The sequence below is a fragment of the Cellvibrio zantedeschiae genome (assembly GCF_014652535.1).
Classification (GTDB): Bacteria; Pseudomonadota; Gammaproteobacteria; order Pseudomonadales; family Cellvibrionaceae; genus Cellvibrio; species Cellvibrio zantedeschiae.
Window position 1 is genome coordinate 1,790,531 of record NZ_BMYZ01000001.1, and the last position, 19,893, is coordinate 1,810,423.

The following is a 19,893-nucleotide window of genomic DNA, read 5'->3' on the forward strand; positions in this document are numbered from 1 at the left end:
CAACGAAGGAAAATATGAAAGGGAAAATAAAGCTAGAAATTATATTTTAACCCTACGCGTACTGAACGGGGTTCTTCAGCGCGGCTTACACGACCACCCTCTAGATCAAAAGCATTTTCATAGTAGTAAACAATGTCCTTGCCATCGTGATCGAGCAGGTTTAATACCTCACCGTAAACAGTGATTTTTTCAAACTCATAGGCAAGGCGAACGTTCAACATGGTTTCACCGTCTGCACGCTTCGAGTTATCTGGCAATAAAGGATAAGAACCCAGGTAACGTAAACGTGCACTAAGCTCCCAGCCATTACGTGTTGCAGCAACGCCAATTTCACCCGCATTTTCTACGGCACCTTCAACGTATTCACCGCCCGATTCTTCCGGGTCGATGTTGCGCGCCTTGCTGCCGGTATAAACTGCATCAATCCCAAGCCACTCTACAGGTTTCCAAAAAGCGACCAATTCGTAACCCTGGCGTTTAGCACCACCCTTAGGTTCTACGGAGTTGGAGTCTCCCACAAAAATTAATTCGCTCGATAAATTTAACCACCAATAAGCCGCGCTAATTTTAAAATTGCCTTGCTCAAAACGCAGGCCACTTTCATAACCGCTACCGCGGACTAACGCAGGAACAGATACTTCTTTATTGACTACACCACGCGCGTCATTCGAGTGAAAGCCCTGCCCCCAGTTTCCGTACAACTCAATTTGATCGGTCAACGTGTAAGCGATTCCCAATTTAGGCGAGCTAATATTATCTGTGCTATCACCAACATTTATGGTATCGCCAGAGCCAGAATTAGCCGCTACGCTGGAGTCATAAACGTCTGCGCGAAAACCGGCAGTAAGACGCAATTTTTCTAGAGGACGCCAATTGGATTCGACATAAACACCCAAAGAGTTTTCATCAACTTTATTGTCACTAATGTTGGCGATAAAATAGCCCAATCGAGTTGCATTCAAACCCACTTTCGAAATTTTATCGTAACGCCATTCAGCGCCGACCAACACATCAAATTCATCGCCCTTATAAAAGATGCGTTCAAAACGCCCACCGAAGGTATTGCGGCGATCAAACTGATCAATTTGGCCATCTTCTGTGTAGGTGGGATTAGACAGCATGTGCCAATCGTAGAATTGACCATAGAGCGTTGCACGCCAATCATCGCCCAACCAATTGCTGGTTAAAATCCAGCGATTGGTTTTTCCATAGGCTGATGGATCAAGCGAGCAAAATTCGTCTTTGCAATTCTCACTGCCAAATGCACTTTCCGGTGTTTGCTCTGTAGGATGCCAGGTCGCTATGTAACCAGACAAAGAAAGATCCCAGGTTCCGTAATCCGTCTTCTCGGAATATTTACCCCACACAGATTTATGCTGGAGATCTTCTGGCAATTCCCAAGGGCCATCATAAGTTTTGTACTGGCCAATAAAAGTTAACTTGCCATCACCCACTTCGGTTGTACCGCCTCCAGCGACCCTACCCCATCCATAGCTTCCACCTTCAACTGCAAGAAATGGAGCACCGAGACTATCGATACTTTTAAAGTGCCCACTTCCCGCCATAGAAAAATCACCGGCAGCAGCACGGTAAGTTCCTTTACGATAATCAACGCGCTCCACCGTTTCAGGAATTAAACCATTCACATCCAAATAGCCCTGACCGTGGCCGTGAGTTCGAAGATTCCAGGGCACATCATCTATATAAGTGGTGAAGTCGGTACCGTGGTCCAAATTAAAACCGCGCAAAAAATATTGGTTGGCTTTGCCACTGCCCGAGTGTTGCGCAGCAATCATTCCCGGCACTGCTTCCAATAAATCTGCAACACGTAGCATTGGGCGCACGAGCAAATCATCGCCACCCACAGAACCTTCGCTGGCCGCGCCAGCCACACCGATAAGTTTTTCACCGCGACCGAAAATAATGACTTCATCTATAGCGTCAGCTACAGCAAGGCTGGCATCAGCCGATGCAATTAAAGCAGTTGAAGATTTAACTAAAGCGGTTTGCGCAGATAAATTAGCGGAATACAACAATGGTGCAGCAATGGAACTATAAAGCGCTAGCTGTTTAAATTTTGAAAATCGCGGTCGATAATTGAAAGACAACGGGGGCGTATTAAGCAAGAGCATTTAAAAATTCCTAATAATAAATAGTGATTGATCCTTTCGTTAGCAACAACAATATATTAACGAAAACTTTAAGATGACGATTGAACCGCCGATACTAGAGAAATACTTTTTTAATAAAAAAGACTATTTATTTATTAGCTTATAACGACAAAAATTTAATGTTGAATAATTAACAGCAGCAAAAAACATGCTGCAATCTAATCATCATGGGCCTGTTGAATTTCCAACACCCATCAAACTTTAAGATGTTTTTTACAAACAAGATTCCAGCTTCTAAAAAAACTTGGCGATAGCCGCAACCTCAAGCCAGACAAGGTTTTCCGAAAAAATACAAAACTTGGACGGTGCGATTTCCAGCACTTGGCACACTTATTGAGTTAGCCAAGCTCGTAAACCATTCAAAGATTTTTATAGCTGGAGTTATTTAATGAGTATTTCGCGTTATCCCCGTTTGCTGAATGTGCAGCAAGCATCCACCAACGCAGCGAGAACCACGCAGCCGTTTACACGCAAGTTTATTGCTACCGCAATAAGTTTTGTTATTGGTGCCTCTTTAACATCGTTCAATGTTTATGCCGCAGATGAAGCAACAGATAAGGACAAGCAACAGCAAAAAAGTAAAGCTGTTAAATTGGAAACTGTAGTAGTAACTTCGCGTAACCGTGCTGAAGCGGCGCAAGAAGTTCCTCTGCCCGTTCGTGTAATTGGTGGTGAACGCCTTGACCGCGATGACATTAAATCTGTGTGGGATTTACCATCAGTTGCACCAAACTTGCAGCTCAACAACCCTGGCGAAAACGCACGTAAAGTGAGCCCCGGCATCCGTGGCTTGGGTCGTGGTGGCGCTAACGATTCTATGGAGCAAAGCGTAGGAACAATCGTTGACGGCGTAACTCTTTATTACTCAGGCCAAGCCTGGGCAGATTATGTTGACCTCGATCGCATTGAAGTTTTGTACGGCCCGCAAGGCACATTAGTGGGTAAAAATACTTCTTTGGGTGCAATTAAAATTGCAACCAAAGCACCTAGCTTTAAACCCTCATCAAAATTTGAAGTGACCACTGGTGAACTCAATACTTTGCAAGGCAAATTTTCTACTACCGGCCCTTTAATTGATGATTTGCTGGCGTACCGCGGCACCTTTCTGGTAACTCGCAAAGATGGTCTTTACGACAATACTTATTTAAATTTTGGAAAGTCGCGCGAAACCTGGCGTGAAGAGAACAAAGTTGCAGGCCGTATACAATTTTTATTGACGCCTAACGAAGATTTCACCGGGCGTTTTATTTTCGACAAATTACGTTCAGATGAGCGTGTAAATACCGGTAACGTACTGGCTTCCAATGGCCCGGACATTTTTGCTGATGGAACTGCACGCCCTCTTACTACACCGATTACTGCCAACACGGGTTATACACCTTCAGGCCAATACTCTAGCGTAGGTTACCTGGGTAAATTTGCTGAGCGCTCAGCCTGGTTCCATAACGCAGACGGTACTGTTTATCAACCGCCAGTTGGCACTACCGATATTGAAAACTCACAAGCACGTCCGCAATTAACTAATCAACACGGTGCTTCAGCACAGTTTGACTGGCATGTGGCAAACCATACCTTTACATCAATTACTGCATATCGCTATCAAGATTTTGATATTAAAAACGGCGGTCAATTCGGTAAGTTTTATGTGAGCAACAGCGGCCAGCAATTGTGGAACGATCAGTTCTCGCAAGAGTTGCGTGTAGCCTCAGATACTGCTGAGAAAAAAGCATTCGATTATCAAGCGGGTATTTATTATTTGGATGCTGAAGTTTACAGCGATGACCCAAGTTTCTATGGGCCAGATGCTGGTGCATGGAATGCGAGAGCAGCTCAGTACACGACTTTAGTTGCGAACACGACTCCATCATTGCGTGCAGCTGGTCGTGAATTGTTGCGCGCATCTTTAGACGGTGTTTATCAATCTTCAGCAACTGATGCAACCGTACAAAGTTTGGCGGCTTATGCACAAGCTGACTGGCACATTTCTGACAAAGCAACCTTGTCGTTTGGTGTTCGTGATACCGAAGAAAGTAAACAAAATAAAATTGCTACACAAATTGATCGCCCCGGTGAAGACCTTGATGCACTCGGCGCTTTATATGGAGCAACTGCGGCACAAATTAAAGCAGCAAAAGATATTCGTTTAGCCTCTGTACCCATTCCAAACGGATTTGATTTTGTGAAAGCTAATGATATTGATGCAAATCTCGTCGCGTGGAATATCAGCCCAAGCTACAAATTAAGTGAAGACGTGAATTTATACGCTTCTGTTGGTAGAGGTGTTAAATCGGGTTTCATTTATTTCCAACAATATGTTGCGCCCACTGATGCAGGTTTCGTGTCTTACATCAAGCCAGAAAAAGTGTTGGACTATGAGTTGGGAATTAAAAGTTTATTGCTAGGCCGCACTTTGCAATTGAACGTTAATTTGTACAACACGGAAGTAACTGACTACCAGGCTTCATGGCGTCGTGACGATCCAAATTCAACCGTAACTGGCCAAACCATTAGTGGCTGGGGTAACGCGCCTAAAGTGGTCGCGCGTGGTATTGAGTTGGAATCTAATTACCGTTTCAATCAAGAGCTTGATTTCAATTTGGCCGCTGCTTACAACAAAGCAACTTATGAAGCTGAGTGGTTGGTGCAAACACCTGAACTGTTAGCAACCAATAAATATTTTGATGCTAAAGGTCAACAGATTGCCAACGTTCCTAAAGTTGTCATCAACTACGGTTTAAATTACCAAACTCCAGTTGCTGGTTATCTTGGTCGTATCACTTTGCAAAACACTTATCGTTCAAGCTCTTACTTCAACGATAACCATGCAGATTTTACGCGTCAGGATGCATACAACGTAACAAACTTAAGTTTGGCGATTGGCTCCTTAAACAAAAAATGGGAAGCACAGTTGAATATCCGCAACTTGTTGGATACCGACTACGCCACATCCAAGAGTACTTATTCGGCAACTGCTGGACAAACTCTCAACATAGGTGCACCGCGTTACACCAGCGTAACACTTAAATACAACTTGTAATTTTTTAAAAAATTGGATTGCAAGACCCAAGTACGGGTAGAGCTGTTTATTCAGCTCTACTTTTTTTATTTATAAGAGAGTGATTTATGAAAACCTTTAAACCTAGTTTATTAGCCAGCCTTTGCGCACTTACCCTTAGTATTACTGCACTTAATGTGACTGCGGCAGATGCACCTAAAGAAGCTGCAAAACCTGCTGAAGCTGCTCCCGCTGGTCAACAGCGCCAACAAGTGCCAGCTGCACGTGGCCCAGCGCTTGAATTGGCAATTGAAGCAGCACGTATTGCAAATGAAACTTGCGCTGCCGATGGCGGTCAGAAAATTGCAACCAGCGTGGTAGATTCTGCTGGTGTATTGAAAGTGTTATTAGCATCTGACGGTGCCTCACCACGCGGTGTTGCATCAAGTACCAACAAAGCGGTTACTGCGCTTAACTTTAAAGCTTCGACAAGCCAACTTGCCGAACAAGCCAAAACCGATAAAGCCCTGGCTGATAAAGTTGCAGCAGATACAACCATTAATGTTCGTCCCGGCGGTATCTTAATTAAAGTTGGCGATGAAATTATTGGTGCGATTGGTGTTGGCGGTGGCAGAACCGATGAACCCTGCGCATTGGCAGGATTGCAAAAAATTCAAGCGCGTTTGAAATAAGGATTGCCCATGGGTTTCTGGCGTTTTCTATGCTGTCTGTTATTAGTATTAACGACAGAAGCATCACATGCAATCAGCGACCGTGCTGCAACTGAACAAGTTGCAGCACAACTCCTTGCCTCTGTAGATTCAGTTTCTCCGGGCAGCGAAATTTATCTTGGTGTAAACCAAAAAATTATTCCGCACTGGCACACCTATTGGTCGAACCCCGGCGATTCAGGTTTAGCGACAACCATCAGCTGGAAATTACCAGAGGGTGCGAGCGCGAGTGATATTCTCTGGCCAATTCCCGGCCGAATTAGCTTGGGCACTATTACTAATTATGGATACTCAAATGAAGTAACCTTGCTCAGCAAAATTACCGTTCCAACAACCGTGCTAGTTGGCAGTCAATTTACAGTAGAAGCCACAGTCGATTGGCTCGTGTGCAATGAAGAATGTATTCCCCAACAAGTAGAGCTGAGTTTAAGCTTACCCGTGGTAACAAGTGCTCGCCCCGCAAGTAGTGGCAGTCCACTTATCCAGCAAGCTTTAGCGCAGCTACCTGTCACAAGCCCGTGGCCAGCAAGTGTTGATGCTGCAACGGGCGAATTAAATTTGCATATAGGCATATCCGAAGCACAAGCAAAAAACATTAAAGATATTTGGTTTTATCCCGCGGACTGGGGTGTGATTGCACAAAATGCCGATCAACCAAAACAAATAACCGCGTCTGCTATTTCACTCAAACTTAAAACAGGTGAAGTGCCGCTAAAACCTAATCAACCCTTGAAAGGCGTTTTGGTTGTTACCGAGCAAACACCGGAAGGTGTAATAGCAACCGGGTTTAATCTTGAATTAACTCCCACAACTCCCGCCACTGAGAAAGCGCCAGAAATCGGGTTTGTATCTGCTCTCTTATTAGCATTAGTCGGCGGGCTGATTCTGAACCTTATGCCCTGCGTTTTCCCCGTGCTTTCGCTCAAAGCACTTTCGTTAGTACGCCATGCAGACCACGCACCCGAAGAAGTTCGTTTGCAGGGTTGGGTGTATACCGCAGGCGTGCTGGTAAGCTTTAGTCTGCTAGCGGCGATACTGGTAATTTTAAAAGCCGGCGGTGCACAAATCGGTTGGGGATTTCAATTCCAATCGCCACTATTTGTAATTCTCGTTGCCTATTTAATGTTTGTTGTTGGACTTAATCTGTCCAGCGTATTCGTTATTGGCGGAAGCATTGCAGGTGTAGGCTCATCACTTGCAGATCGCAAAGGTTATAGCGGAAGCTTTTTTACCGGTGTACTCGCCACTATAGCTGCAACACCTTGCACGGCGCCCTTCATGGCCGCGGCCTTGGGTTACGCACTTTCTCAACCTTCCGCAAAATTATTTGCAATTTTCTTAAGCCTTGGTTTCGGTTTGGCCTTGCCTTATTTGTTATTAGCTAACTGGCCACGCTTACAAAGCTGGCTGCCCCGCCCTGGCGCCTGGATGGAAGTAACTAAGCAAGCCTTTGCATTTCCTATGTACGCCACTGCTGCATGGTTAGTGTGGGTACTTGCGCAGCAAGCGGGTCCAAACGCAGTAATTATTGCACTAGTTGGAATGGTGGCATTAAGTTTTGCTGCATGGCTTTACAACACAACCCGCAATGCATCTCCACGCACTGAGCGTGTCGGCACAATTGCTGCGCTTGCTATCGTTGTGGCAATAATCTTTACCAGCTATCGCGGACTGGAAACTTACGCAACTGCAAACCTGGCAAACGAATCTTCCAGCGAACAAAAAAATTGGGAAGCTTACACACCTGCGCGTCTTGAAAGTTTATTAGCAGAAGGTAAACCAGTTTTTTTAAATTTCACCGCATCATGGTGCATCAGCTGTTTAGTCAATGAAAGAGTCGCATTGAGTAATAGCACAGTCGTAAATGCATTCTCTGCCAACAAGATTACTTATCTCAAAGGCGATTGGACAAAACGCGATGCAGAAATCACTGCAATCCTGACTAAATTCGGTCGTAGCGGTGTTCCACTTTATGTATTTTATCCTGCAGGAAAAAACTCAAAGCCGATTAAGTTACCGCAACTACTAACACCCGATATCGTACTTTCCACCATCACAACCCAACAATGATTTATTTTTATTTACCTAAACTTTATCCACCCACAATCAGGAGTTAATACCATGTTACGCAAACTCACTACCCTTGTTGCATTAACTTGCGCTCTCGTTTCTTCGCAGGTTTTTGCAGAGCCAACTGTAGATCAAGCAGCTCCAACTTTTACCGCTAAAACAGCCGATGGTAAAACCATTGATCTCGCATCGCTCAAAGGCAAAACTGTTGTCCTGGAATGGACCAATCACGAATGCCCTTTCGTGAAAAAACATTACGATAAAAGCGGCAATATTCCTGGATTACAAAAAGAATTTACTGCTAAAGGTATAACCTGGTTGCAAGTGGTTTCATCGGCACCGGGTAAACAAGGTTATGTAGATGGTGCTGCTGCAATTAAAGCCAATAAAGACCGCAATGCTGTCCCAACTAATACTATTCTTGATCCAGAAGGTACTTTGGCAAAACTTTACGGCGCACAAACCAGCCCACACTTTTTTATCATCAACGATAAAGGCGTATTGGTTTATAAAGGCGGTGTAGATAACGTGGCCTCAAACAAACCAGAAGATATTGCCGGTGCAACCAATTATGTTCGCGAAGCATTGACTGCTATCGCCAGCGGCAAAAAAGTACCTAATCCAAGTACCAAGCCTTACGGTTGCTCAATTAAATTCGCTAGCTAAACCTTTTAGAAAAGGATTTCTTCGCGTTAAAAACAATCAAGTATTGGGGAGCATTATGCTCCCCTTTTTTTTGCATCCCGAAAATCCCTGTTGCCTCTGAGCTGTACAGAAAGAATAGCCAGCTGCTTTTTTTTCAACACCACTACAAAGCCCTGCTGCTCTTGCAGCAGAATTCTTGTCCACAAAAAAGTAACCCTAACTTATAGATTTAAATTTTCGTTAAAAATCAAACAATTAAAAAACCCGAATAAATTTGCTGACTACCGAGCTAAAACGGAACATTGGCGCGATACCTGCAAATCACCCTCGCCTGTTCCAGATGGCTAAAGCAAAAACTAACTACTAACACATCTATCTTTTTCCAATCCAGAGGAATCCCATGCGTTCTATTTTTTCCCAACATCCGGCCCGCACTTTGATTACCGCAAGCCTGTTGTTAATAACTGCTGGCACACATGCAGAAAACACTACAACAACAGCGATAGATGGCGTAGTTGCGCAAGGCACGCAAATTGAATTTATTAGAGACAAATTTGAAGGCACGGAAGGTCCGATCAGCTTGCCCGATGGCAGCTTAATTTTCACCGAGACACGAGCAAATCGCGTAACACGCATTGCCGAAGACAATAGCATTAGCACTTACTTTGACAATAGTAACGGCACCAACGGCCTTGCTTTTACCAAAAAAGGTGAACTTGTTTCTGTGCAAAACCTCAAACCGCAAGTGGGCATTGTCTACCCGAAAGCGAGCGAAAAAGTATGGGTAGATAACTACCAGGGCAAACCCTTCCAACGTCCGAATGATTTAGTGATTGATAAAAGCGGTGGCGTTTATTTCACCGATATTGGCGTACAACCCAAAGGCGAGAATACCGAGCCAGCACGCCCGGCCGTTTATTATGCAAAGGCTGACGGAAAGATAACCCAGGTATTAAATGATGTAGAACGCCCGAATGGTGTACAGTTGAGCCGCGACGAAAAAACACTTTACGTTGCAAATACGGCAGGCGAATATATTTTGGCTTACCCGATTCTGGGCAACGGAAAATTAGGCGCGCGCAAAGACTATGCAAAACTGGCCGGTTATGAAAAAGGTGAAAATGGCTTTTCAAGCGGCGCAGACGGCTTGGCTATAGACAATGAGGGCCGCTTGTACGTAGCCTCTAACAAAGGCATTGAAATATTTGATGCAACTGGAAATGCCTTGGGCGTAATTGCAATTCCACAAAAGCCACAAAACCTGGCATTCGCTGGCAAAGACAAGAAAACTCTGTATGTTGTGGGTCGCGGAGCTGCTTACAAAATTGCCGTATTAACACCCGGGTTTAAAGGCAGAGTTAAGTAATTTCTAAAATTTCGAAACAAACATTTGCAAATCCATTGGCGTTTTCGTTAGTGGATTTCACATCCAACAGGAGCATGTAAATGACCCGTAAAACCGCAAAAGATTTTCATCCGGAAGTGCTTAAACTTTTCGATCAATACGTGCATGGCCAAACATCACGCCGTGGTTTTTTAACTGGTGCGGCGAAATACACCGTAGCCGGTGTTACTGCTGCCGGTTTACTTGATGCACTCAGCCCGCGTTTTGCAGAAGCCCAACAAGTTAGCCCAAGCGATAAAACCATTAAAGTGAGCTATGAAGAATTCCCATCACCAAACGGTACCGGAAAAATTCGCGGTTATTTAGCGAAGCCTGCAAAAGCCAAAGGAAAACTGCCAACCGTTTTGGTTGTACACGAAAATCGTGGATTAAATCCTCACATTGAAGACATCGCTCGTCGTTTGGCAAAGGATAACTTTATTGCCTTCGCACCAGACGCCTTGTTCAGTTTGGGTGGTTACCCTGGCGATGAGGAAAAAGCGCGCGAATTATTCCCAAAACTCGATCAAAGTAAAATCATTGAAGATTTTGCTACGTCAGTAGATGTTCTTAAGCATTTACCGGGCAGCAATGGAAAAGTGGGCGTAGTAGGATTCTGTTATGGCGGCGGCGTTGCTAACACACTTGCCACTCGCATTCCTGATTTAGGCGGCGCAGTTCCATTTTATGGTAGACAACCAGAAGAAACTGAAGCTGCAAAAATCAAAGCTCCACTCTTGATCCATTATGCGGGCGCTGATGAACGTGTAAATGCAGGTTGGCCAAAATACGAAGCCGCGCTTAAAACAGCTGGCGTTAAATACGAAGCCTTTATTTATCCAGATGTACAACACGGCTTTAATAACGACACCACCCCACGCTATGACGAAAAAGCAGCAAAACTGGCTTGGCACCGCACGGTAGAATTTTTTAATAAAAATCTTCGCACATAATTTACACGATTTTCCTGAAAATACTTTTACTTACCCTCTCCAAGGTTTTCCCCAGGCTTTTATAGCTTGGGGATTTTTTCATTTCCTGTTTACATCTGATTTTTCATTTCTAACTCAAATACAACAACTGCTTAGAATTCAACACCCTCCAAAAACTGATTCTGTTGAAATAAAAGCAGAAATATATCTGTAATAACTTTTTGTTTTTCAAAAATATTTCCAGTTATTAAACAGTTAATAGTCACGCCTTTGCGCATCTGGCTTTAAACGATTTTTTATAAATTTAAAAAATAATTGCACGACTGGTACGCTAGTTGCTGAATTAGATTATCCCAGATGTTTCTGGGTGACCAGATTTTTCTGGTGGTCCCCATTTATTGAATAAGGTAAAACCAATGAAGACGTTTGTAAAATTAGTGGCTTTAGTAGCAGCATTTTCTGCTCCTCTCTCTTTCGCGCAAAATGATGCAGCCAAAAAGCCAGCTGAAGAAGCCCATGCTTACACAGCTAAAACACCAAAATTAAACCGTGCACAAGTGGATTCCTGGTTGGCAAAACCGGACAAAGTGGTTTTTATTGATCTGCGTCGCCCTGATGAACTAACCGCTATTGGTGGTTTGCCAGTTTATCTGAGCATCCAATCTAAAGAGTTGGAAAACAATATTGCTTACATTCCTAAAGATCGCAGCGTAATCACTATTTCTAACCACGCAGGTCGCGCAGGTAAAGGTGCTGATTTGTTGGCCAGCAAAGGGCTTAAAGTTGTGGGCGCTGTGGGTGTTCAAGATTATGAAGCTGAAGGTGGCACCTTGATCAAAATCACCAAGCCAGAGAAAAAGCCAACTGACGCTGCTGCACAAAAATAATTGGAAAGCGATTTAGTTATTTGCCACAAATCAACTAATCACCTATTTACGAAAGTGTTACAGGGAAGTAACTATTTATAATCTGAAGCAATTTTTTAATTTTATTGAACGAACTGAGCAATTCATGACACCCACTGATTTACTTCAAACAATGTACGAATCATCGCTAGGCACGGCCTTGAGCGAATCACTTTACGTTTACCCTTTGGTTGAAGGTACTCACCTGCTCAGCCTTGCCTTATCTTTTGGCTTAATTTTATTTACGGATTTGCGCCTTATAGGTGTGTTCCTGCGCGATGTACCTGTAAGCCAGGTTTTACAGCAACTGCGCCCCATATTATTAATTGGTTTTGCACTGACTTTTGCTAGCGGCATCTTATTAACCTTTGCTGCCGGACCAGGATTATTAGCGACGCCTCTATTCCCCTTAAAGGTTTTATTTATTTTCCTTGCTGGATTAAATGCACTTTGGTTTGAAATTAAATTTGGCCGCACTGTTACCCAGTGGGGTTCCGAGCTTGTCTTTCCAACCGGTGCAAAAATCGCTGGCTGGATATCTCTCATATCCTGGACAACGGTGGTTATCCTCGGTCGCCTTATTCCCTATTTCGATTCCACTTTTTAATTTTTAAGAGATTTTTTTCGTGAGCACACAAGCACTTTTTTTAGCCTTACAAAATAGCGAAATTGGTATTGGCATGGGTCAAGCCAACCGTTTATTCGGTATAGCTGCACAGTTATTTCATATTACCGGACTCATCTTTATCCTATCGTCTATTCTCCTGGTTAATTTACGTTTATTAGGTGTTGGATTAGTAAATCAACCCGTAGGACTACTGGTTAAAAAAACCAATGGACTCATTTGGTTTGGATTGGCGTTTCTTTTTTTGTCAGGCTTTTTTATGTTTGCACCCAGTGCAGGCCTTTATTACCCGAACCCTGCGTTCTGGCTTAAGTTTCAACTACTTGCAGCCGCACTTGTTGTTCAATTCACACTTTACAAAAAGGTTACTGCCACTGAAACACCTAATCCCTATTTAGCAAAAAGCGTTGCCGTTATTTCAATTGCATTGTGGTTTGCCGTTGGATTAGCCGGTAGAGCCATAGGTTTTGTTGCGGCATAAATATAACGACTCATTAAATAGGCTTTTCATGAAAAAAAATATCTCACTCCTAATACTCAGTTCTTTGGTAATAGGCATATTTTCCTGCAGTCCTAAAAATACAACGCAGCAGGAAGCATCTCCCTTCAGACCAAGTGCTACTATCCAGGAAATAATGCTGGCAGTTGTTGACCCGAATGTGGATCCAATTTGGAATTCGATTAAGACAACTGTTACCAGTCAAGGAGTTGAAGAAACCAGACCTACAACGAATGAAGATTGGGCAGCCTTGAGACTTCATGCTCTGGCATTACGTGAAGCAAGTAATTTATTAATCATTGAAGGGCGTCAAGTTGCTCACCCCACAGCTAGTACATCGATTCATCCGGTTGAACTGGGGCCTGATGAAATTCAGGCGCTAATTGCAGCCAATCGCCCTGCTTTCATTAAAAATGCGCAAGACTTGCATGATGCAGTAACACTTGCAATTACCGCTATAGATGCAAAAGACGTAGATGCTTTGGAGTCTGTTGGCGGTGCAATTGAACACGCATGTGAACAATGTCATTCACAATTCTGGTATCCGGGCGATAAACGTCCAACACACTAATTATGCTAATGCCCTAATTGATAGTATCAAAGCCCATGCTGGCATTTTATTTTGCCGCTTTTAAATTAGCCCCTTCAGGGGCTTTTTTATTTTTATCTAACACTGATTTAGCCTGATGATTAGGCAATATCCGTGCATCCAAATCAACACCTGACAAAACGCGCTGTCTTTAAATTAACACTAAGAATAGAAAATATATTTGTAGAAATGTTTAAAACAAAATAGTTAATTTATTAAAGCAACAGTTATTATATTAGCCTGAATATTTTTAAACATTTTTTAACAACTTTTATAAATTGAAATTGTGCTGGCATATCACTTGCTATCTCCACCGTATATTAACTGGAGATCAAATATGACCAACGCTCATGAATCGCAAGCCACACAAACACGCACGACAACATTAAAACCACAATTCAAAAGAAAACCTTTAGCAGCATTTTTTATTGCCGGCTTAACCTTAATGAGCACTTCGGCTTTTGCGGCAGGTGAACGCTCGCAAGCAGAAATCCAAGCAGAAATTAACAATCTTGAAGCAAGCTTGCAAAAAGCCAAGCAGGAACTTGCTGCAACAAATAACAAACCTGCTGCAACTCCCGCAACTAAACCGGCGGAAAATACCAAATCTAATGCAACTAAATTAAGTGCGGTGAAAGTACAGGGTCGTCGCAACCAATTGGAAGCTCAAAAAGATGTTCCTGCTTCTGTCTCCATCGTAAGTGGTACAGAGCTAGATCGTTTGGATGCAACCACAATCACCGAAGTGTTGAATCGTATAGGTAACGTTAATTTCAACTACGGTAACCCGCGTACCGGTAGCCTAACCTTGCGTGGCATTACTACCGGCTCTAACGATCAAATTGATCCAACCATTGGTACGCTTTTGGATGGTGTAAGTATTGGTTACTCACCAATTACTAACGGATATTCGTTTATTGATATAGACACAGTTGATGTGACGCGTGGCCCACAAGGTACCCAAGGAGGAAAGCCTTCAAACATTGGTCGTATTAGTTTTAAAACCAAAGCACCAAGTTTTACTCCGAGTGCGGAATTGCAACAAACGTTTGGTGACTGGGACACATTGCGCTCTACAGCAATTTTGGGAGGCCCGGTAATTGATGGCCTGCTCGCATGGCGTGGTACATTTCAACGTGAACAAGGTAAGGGACCTTTCATCAACCAATTCCCGGATCAGGAAGGTCGCTTCAGTTATAAAAATCAGGACCGCACCTTTGGCCGTATTCAATTTTTGTTAACTCCTAATGAAGACATTAGTGCAAAACTCAGCGTTGAATTTCAACCAAAAGGTTCTGAAAACGTTAATGGTTTAACTAACAGACATCCTGAGCCAACAACATTTAGCGATGGTGTTACACGCCCTGCCAGCTCTGTAGACGCAACCTATAAAAAATATTTGCGCGCCTGGTTTAATCAAGACAGCACACTTTGGAATACCGAACGTGATTATTACGCGAATCCTGTAAACGTTGATAACAACGGTTCAATCATTACCGGTTCCAGAGGCGAAACGCTTAATATCAATTGGGATTTAGGTAGCGTTGAGTTGCAATCTATCACTGGTCACAGAAGCCATTGGTTTAGTGCTGCAAACGATGAAGGCACGCCTTTTGATATCACCAAGAGCGGTGGCTATATCACCAGCTACTCGCAAATTAGTCAGGAATTAAAGTTAGTTTCTGAAAAAGGTAATTGGGTAGATTATCAAGCCGGTATTTATTATTTGAGCACTGATAATAATTCCTTGGGTAGCCGTACTCGTTATGGTGATGATGCCGGTGCTTTTTATGCGAGCGATGCACTTTACAACAGCCTTGCAGCTTCAGCATCTGGTCAAGCACTTTTGCGTGACTCACTCAACTATGCCTATAAAGGCCCTTACGCACTTGTTAAAAATGAAAGCAAAGCAATTTTTGGTGAAGCTAATTGGCATTTGAATGAAGCGTTCACCTTAACCACAGGCGCACGTATTACCCAGGAAGAACGTAACACCAGCCTCACCAGTTTAATTTTTGATAATGGTGTAGGTGCAGATTTAACAAATGCTTTTGGTGGCACAACCACATTCACCGATCGCATTGCTGGCGGTGAAGCAGCGTCAGACCGTTTGGCGAGCCGTTATTTCGGCGCAGCAGGATGGAGCGCATTAACAGCGGCACAAAAAACACAATTAATTAATGCTGCAAAAGTTCGTAACGGAACTCTACAACCTAACTCTGTGTTTGGTTTAGTTAAAGCGCCTGCATGGGACGGCGAACTCTACGCTGGAAATCTCAGCCTCTCCGATAAAATTAGCGAATCACTCACTGTTTACGGAACTGTGCAATACGGGGAAAAAGGTGGTATCGCACAAGTCTCAACTACTGGCGTTGCTAGTCTGGTAGATAAAGAGCGCACCACAGGTTATGAGCTGGGTTTCAGATCATCACTTCTCGACAAAACGCTAACACTTAATGCTGATATTTTTATCAACGACATTAAAGATTTCCAAACCACTGTAGGTGTGCCTGACCCAGTTGCGACAGCAGCTTATCGCGCGGCCAACCCAACTGTGTCGCTCGCCGATTCACAACAATACCAAAGCGTTGTAGGCAACCTGTCCGGAGTACGCGTTAAAGGCATTGAGATTGATGCATTTTACAGCGGCTTTGAAAACCTGACACTGCGTATTGCTACTGCATACAACGATGCCACCTATTCCGAAAATGCATTCCTTGCGCAACCAAACGAAATTAATAGCACAACGCCAGGCTTTAATAAGTTTTCAAATGTTAAAGGCGAAGACTTACCTAATGCGCCCAAGTTCACAACAACACTGGGTGCGAATTACAGCGTGCCCGTATTTGAAAATGGAAATTTCCATGCAAGCGCAAACTACAAATACAGTAGCAGCTATAAAACCAGCCGCTCAATTTACGACAAATTCGATGCAGCAGGCTCGCTTGATTTGAGTGTTGGCCTTGGCACCCTCAGCGGCTCCTTTGACGCGAATATAGTTGTGAAAAACGCGCTGGATGGCGACAACCACGTTGAAGGCTGGACCGGTTATACACCAAGTACTCCTCGCTGGGTTGGAATTATTTTCACCGGAAAATTGTAAGACTGGATAATCCAATAAATATCATTTGCAACAGGAGTTTTTATGAACACCAAAAATCTATTTACCAAATGTGCGTTAGTAAGCCTTTTTTCTTACGCGGGTTATGCAAGTGCACATCACGCATTTTCTGCAGAATTCGACGCGCTTAAACCTATTGAACTTAAAGGCGTTGTTAAAAAACTGGAGCTGGTAAACCCACACAGTTGGTTGTATCTGGAGGTTAAAAAAAGTGATGGCACGCTCGAGCAATGGGGCGTTGAATTTGGCGCGCCGTTTAGCTTGAAGCAAAAAGGCATCACCAAAGGGACCTTAACGCCGGGCAGTGAAATCGCAATTAAAGGTTACCGCGCTAAAAACGGCCAGAACTTTGGTTACGCAGTGAGCGCAACTTTGGCTGATGGCCGCAGCGTTGCAACTGGCGGTGCACCAGATGCACCAGCCACCCAAGCTGCGCCCCAATAAATATTAAAATTTATTCAGAGGATTTAATTCTTGAACACATTACTTGTAACCAAAACACGGTTTGCAACAACGCAAAGTGTTTCAACCAAGTTTGCCGGTCTATTTACCTTGGCCACCTTGATCCTGGTTTTTTCCAGTGGTGTTGCACTTGCCGCAACCAAAGAAAATGTTCCGCGCCTGGCAAATGGTAAACCTGATTTTTCTGGCATATGGGAAGCCACAAGTGCAATCGATTTCGATTTGGAGCCTCACTCAAATCGCAAGGATGCGCCTCCGGGTGCTGGTGTGGTTGAAGGTGGAACAATCCCCTATCTGCCTAGTGCGCTGGAACAAAAAAAGAAAAATTTTGAAAACCGAAATACTGATGATCCAACCTTGAAAGGTTATACACCTGGCGTACCACGCAGTGTGTATTACCCGGAACCATTCCAGATTTTTCAACGCGAAAAAGATTTATTTTTGGTTCACCAGTTCGGTCACTCTGTGCGCACCATTTACACCAATAATACTGATCATCCAAAAGATCCCAATGATTGGTGGCTGGGTGATTCGCGCGGTAAGTGGGATGGCGACACCTTGGTGGTGGACGTAAAAAACTTTAACGACCGAACCTGGTTTGATAAAGCCGGTAACTATCACAGCGATGCACTGCATGTTGTCGAAAAATGGAAATTTTTGGACAGCAATACTATTGAATATAAAGCCACCATCGAAGACGTAAATGTATTTAGTCGGCCATGGAATATCAGTGTGATTTTACATCGTCATCGCGAGCCGAATTTCCAGCTCATTGAGGACTACAGATTCACATTGGAATACGACGAATTCTATCCGCCGAAACCGCCCAAGCAATAAAGCTACTGCCTTGTGCACGGCTTATTAATTAGCTATCGGCTTGTAAACACATTTATGAGGAAGTTATGAAAACCAAAATCTTTCATCGGAACATCGGCCTGACGGGGTTGATAACATTAGTTCTTGGCTTTGCAGTTTTACCTGCAGCTGCTCAGACCACCCAGACACCCGCAGCGACCCCTGCCGCAACCCCGGCACCCGCACAAGGTGGCGGCATCGCCAATGAAAAAAAATTCAGCCCTATTGCATCAGGCAAATGGACTGGCCCACGTACGGCTGATGGCCAACCAAATATTTCCGGTCACTGGTCTAACACTATTGGTAACCACAATAACTTTACTGACCCACAAGGCGGAATTCCCAACGATCCAAATCCCCGCCGCGCAGACCAGGGACCGCGCGAATCACGCGCACCAAGTCGTGTGAGTGATCCTGCGGATGGACAACTGCCCTTTCAACCCTGGGCTTTGGCAAAGGTAAAAGAATTTCAGGTGGGTTTCCATAATCCGGTAAAGCCTGAATATATTGAACCTCTGGCACGTTGCGCTCCTGGCGGTATTCCAAAATCATTTTATTGGCACGGCTATGAAATTAGCCAGTACCCCGGTTATGTTTTATTTCAATTCAATTCTGGCACACGCATTATTCATTTGGATAAGAAACCACATTTAGCAGCCAATATTAAATTGTGGAATGGCGACTCACGCGGTCACTGGGAAGGTAATACTTTGGTGGTGGATGTGACCAACCATAACGGTAAAGCACTCTTTGGTCGTACTGGCGAGTTCCTTAGTGAAAATGCAAAGATTCAGGAGCGTTACATTTTTAACAACGAGGGTACACGCTACAACTACGTTGCAGTTTTTGAAGATCCCAGTGTTTACACAAGACCTTTTACCGTGACTATTCCTGCACGCAAATATTCAGAAAAAGATCAAACCAACGGTTGGCATTTTGAAGCTGAACCTGCGACTCATTCAGGTAAGGATATCAAGCTTGATCGTTACGAGCGTATCTGCGCTGAAAACAATGGTGGATTTGGACTAGGTGCCAAATAATTTTTGCCACACGAATGCATGCACCGAGGCATGTCCTGTTAAGGATGATTTTTAGCGAATGACAAGGACGTCATTTCAACAAGACACTGTTCAAAATCAAACACCCGCCTTGCTTGAATTAAAGCAAATTCCGGAAGTGATAATTATTAACACTCAGCCTGTGTTGAATTTATAACATCTTAGCTGGGCATAAGTGTCTTTGTGATTTAACCATTCTGAATTTTATCGAGAACTTATTAAGGGAATTGCCGATTTATTGAGCGTTTAAAGCCTGCGTCTGCTGATTTTTTTAGCAACCAATTAGATTTATAAAAACAGTAACTTAAAGCAAAGACATTGGCCTAATGCTTGCTAAACACCTTTGGTAGATCACATCTAAAACTATCATTTATTGTTTAGCGAAAGTTTCCGGAGTTTGTTATGCGCAGTTTTGTTACCAAAAATTTTGCTTTAGCAGTTGCTACCACAGCTCTGCTTGGCTCGTCATTATCAGCAAATGCGCACCACGCATTTTCTGCAGAGTTTGATGCACAAAAACCCGTGGAGCTCACCGGTGTTGTTACCAAGGGACAATGGGTAAACCCACACAGCTGGATATTTGTGGATGTTAAAAACGCCAAAGGCGAAATAGAAAACTGGGGATTTGAATTTGGTGCACCCTTCAGCCTTAAACAAAAAGGCTTAACGAAAAACACATTGCCCATAGGCACTGAAATCAAGTTAAAAGGTTACCTGGCTAAAAACGGTGAGAAGTTTGCTTACTCAACCAGCATTACCCTACCAGATGGCCGCGTATTCCAAACGGGCGGCGCGCAAGATGCTCCTGGGACACCTGCTGGTACAGCTGCCCAGTAATTATTCATTTAAGT

At 43.7% G+C, this 19,893-nt stretch carries 16 protein-coding genes; 15 read left to right on the forward strand and 1 reads right to left on the reverse strand.

Annotated features, from left to right (window positions below):
* Window positions 1-32 precede the first annotated feature (32 nt).
* Window positions 33-2,132: a TonB-dependent receptor gene (locus IE104_RS07940; protein WP_189417344.1), complete on the reverse strand. Its 2,100-nt coding sequence runs from the start codon at window positions 2,130-2,132 to the stop codon at window positions 33-35.
* Window positions 2,133-2,559: 427 nt separating this feature from the next.
* Between IE104_RS07940 and IE104_RS07945 the strand changes: the two genes are divergently transcribed.
* The 15 genes from IE104_RS07945 to IE104_RS08015 all read left to right on the forward strand — a co-directional run bounded on the left by IE104_RS07945 (window position 2,560) and on the right by IE104_RS08015 (window position 19,879).
* On the forward strand, window positions 2,560-5,208 hold the full coding sequence (locus tag IE104_RS07945) for a TonB-dependent receptor (RefSeq protein WP_189417346.1): 2,649 nt from the start codon (window positions 2,560-2,562) through the stop codon (window positions 5,206-5,208).
* Window positions 5,209-5,294: 86 nt separating this feature from the next.
* Entirely contained in the window at window positions 5,295-5,858 is a 564-nt protein-coding gene (locus IE104_RS07950; RefSeq protein WP_189417348.1) for a heme-binding protein, read from the forward strand.
* 9 nt (window positions 5,859-5,867) lie between these two features.
* Window positions 5,868-7,967 carry a protein-disulfide reductase DsbD family protein gene (locus IE104_RS07955; protein WP_189417350.1) on the forward strand — a complete coding sequence of 700 codons (2,100 nt, stop codon included), beginning with the start codon at window positions 5,868-5,870 and terminating at the stop codon, window positions 7,965-7,967.
* A 51-nt stretch (window positions 7,968-8,018) separates the two neighbouring features.
* Window positions 8,019-8,633 (forward strand): redoxin domain-containing protein, encoded by a 615-nt coding sequence (locus tag IE104_RS07960; RefSeq protein ID WP_189417352.1) that lies wholly within the window; start codon window positions 8,019-8,021, stop codon window positions 8,631-8,633.
* 379 nt (window positions 8,634-9,012) lie between these two features.
* Window positions 9,013-9,978: an SMP-30/gluconolactonase/LRE family protein gene (locus IE104_RS07965; RefSeq protein WP_189417353.1), complete on the forward strand. Its 966-nt coding sequence runs from the start codon at window positions 9,013-9,015 to the stop codon at window positions 9,976-9,978.
* Between the two features lie 80 nt (window positions 9,979-10,058).
* The gene (locus tag IE104_RS07970; protein ID WP_189417355.1) at window positions 10,059-10,949 is read left to right on the forward strand and encodes a dienelactone hydrolase family protein; all 891 of its coding nucleotides are present in this window, start codon (window positions 10,059-10,061) and stop codon (window positions 10,947-10,949) included.
* Between the two features lie 395 nt (window positions 10,950-11,344).
* On the forward strand, window positions 11,345-11,815 hold the full coding sequence (locus IE104_RS07975) for a rhodanese-like domain-containing protein (RefSeq protein WP_189417356.1): 471 nt from the start codon (window positions 11,345-11,347) through the stop codon (window positions 11,813-11,815).
* Window positions 11,816-11,939: 124 nt separating this feature from the next.
* Complete coding sequence (locus IE104_RS07980) at window positions 11,940-12,440, forward strand: DUF6644 family protein (protein ID WP_229837716.1); 501 nt, start codon at window positions 11,940-11,942, stop codon at window positions 12,438-12,440.
* 19 nt (window positions 12,441-12,459) lie between these two features.
* Entirely contained in the window at window positions 12,460-12,939 is a 480-nt protein-coding gene (locus tag IE104_RS07985) for a DUF6644 family protein (protein WP_189417357.1), read from the forward strand.
* A gap of 154 nt (window positions 12,940-13,093) precedes the next feature.
* Complete coding sequence (locus tag IE104_RS07990) at window positions 13,094-13,528, forward strand: cytochrome c (RefSeq protein ID WP_189417358.1); 435 nt, start codon at window positions 13,094-13,096, stop codon at window positions 13,526-13,528.
* A 355-nt stretch (window positions 13,529-13,883) separates the two neighbouring features.
* Entirely contained in the window at window positions 13,884-16,649 is a 2,766-nt protein-coding gene (locus IE104_RS07995; protein ID WP_189417359.1) for a TonB-dependent receptor, read from the forward strand.
* A gap of 42 nt (window positions 16,650-16,691) precedes the next feature.
* A complete protein-coding gene (locus tag IE104_RS08000; RefSeq protein ID WP_189417360.1) occupies window positions 16,692-17,111 on the forward strand; it encodes a DUF6152 family protein in 420 nt (139 codons plus the stop codon).
* A 30-nt stretch (window positions 17,112-17,141) separates the two neighbouring features.
* Entirely contained in the window at window positions 17,142-17,966 is an 825-nt protein-coding gene (locus tag IE104_RS08005) for a hypothetical protein (RefSeq protein WP_229837717.1), read from the forward strand.
* Window positions 17,967-18,031: 65 nt separating this feature from the next.
* A complete protein-coding gene (locus IE104_RS08010) occupies window positions 18,032-19,024 on the forward strand; it encodes a hypothetical protein (protein ID WP_189417361.1) in 993 nt (330 codons plus the stop codon).
* 420 nt (window positions 19,025-19,444) lie between these two features.
* The gene (locus tag IE104_RS08015) at window positions 19,445-19,879 is read left to right on the forward strand and encodes a DUF6152 family protein (protein WP_189417362.1); all 435 of its coding nucleotides are present in this window, start codon (window positions 19,445-19,447) and stop codon (window positions 19,877-19,879) included.
* The last annotated feature ends 14 nt before the right edge of the window (window positions 19,880-19,893 follow it).

What these genes read in the sequence shown, in the direction of transcription:
- IE104_RS07940 (WP_189417344.1), bottom strand. Translation starts at nt 2,132, where the DNA reads ATGCTCTTGCTTAATACGCCCCCGTTGTCTTTCAATTATCGACCGCGA.
- IE104_RS07945 (WP_189417346.1), top strand. Translation starts at nt 2,560, where the DNA reads ATGAGTATTTCGCGTTATCCCCGTTTGCTGAATGTGCAGCAAGCATCC.
- IE104_RS07950 (WP_189417348.1), top strand. Translation starts at nt 5,295, where the DNA reads ATGAAAACCTTTAAACCTAGTTTATTAGCCAGCCTTTGCGCACTTACC.
- IE104_RS07955 (WP_189417350.1), top strand. Translation starts at nt 5,868, where the DNA reads ATGGGTTTCTGGCGTTTTCTATGCTGTCTGTTATTAGTATTAACGACA.
- IE104_RS07960 (WP_189417352.1), top strand. Translation starts at nt 8,019, where the DNA reads ATGTTACGCAAACTCACTACCCTTGTTGCATTAACTTGCGCTCTCGTT.
- IE104_RS07965 (WP_189417353.1), top strand. Translation starts at nt 9,013, where the DNA reads ATGCGTTCTATTTTTTCCCAACATCCGGCCCGCACTTTGATTACCGCA.
- IE104_RS07970 (WP_189417355.1), top strand. Translation starts at nt 10,059, where the DNA reads ATGACCCGTAAAACCGCAAAAGATTTTCATCCGGAAGTGCTTAAACTT.
- IE104_RS07975 (WP_189417356.1), top strand. Translation starts at nt 11,345, where the DNA reads ATGAAGACGTTTGTAAAATTAGTGGCTTTAGTAGCAGCATTTTCTGCT.
- IE104_RS07980 (WP_229837716.1), top strand. Translation starts at nt 11,940, where the DNA reads ATGACACCCACTGATTTACTTCAAACAATGTACGAATCATCGCTAGGC.
- IE104_RS07990 (WP_189417358.1), top strand. Translation starts at nt 13,094, where the DNA reads ATGCTGGCAGTTGTTGACCCGAATGTGGATCCAATTTGGAATTCGATT.
- IE104_RS07995 (WP_189417359.1), top strand. Translation starts at nt 13,884, where the DNA reads ATGACCAACGCTCATGAATCGCAAGCCACACAAACACGCACGACAACA.
- IE104_RS08000 (WP_189417360.1), top strand. Translation starts at nt 16,692, where the DNA reads ATGAACACCAAAAATCTATTTACCAAATGTGCGTTAGTAAGCCTTTTT.
- IE104_RS08010 (WP_189417361.1), top strand. Translation starts at nt 18,032, where the DNA reads ATGAAAACCAAAATCTTTCATCGGAACATCGGCCTGACGGGGTTGATA.
- IE104_RS08015 (WP_189417362.1), top strand. Translation starts at nt 19,445, where the DNA reads ATGCGCAGTTTTGTTACCAAAAATTTTGCTTTAGCAGTTGCTACCACA.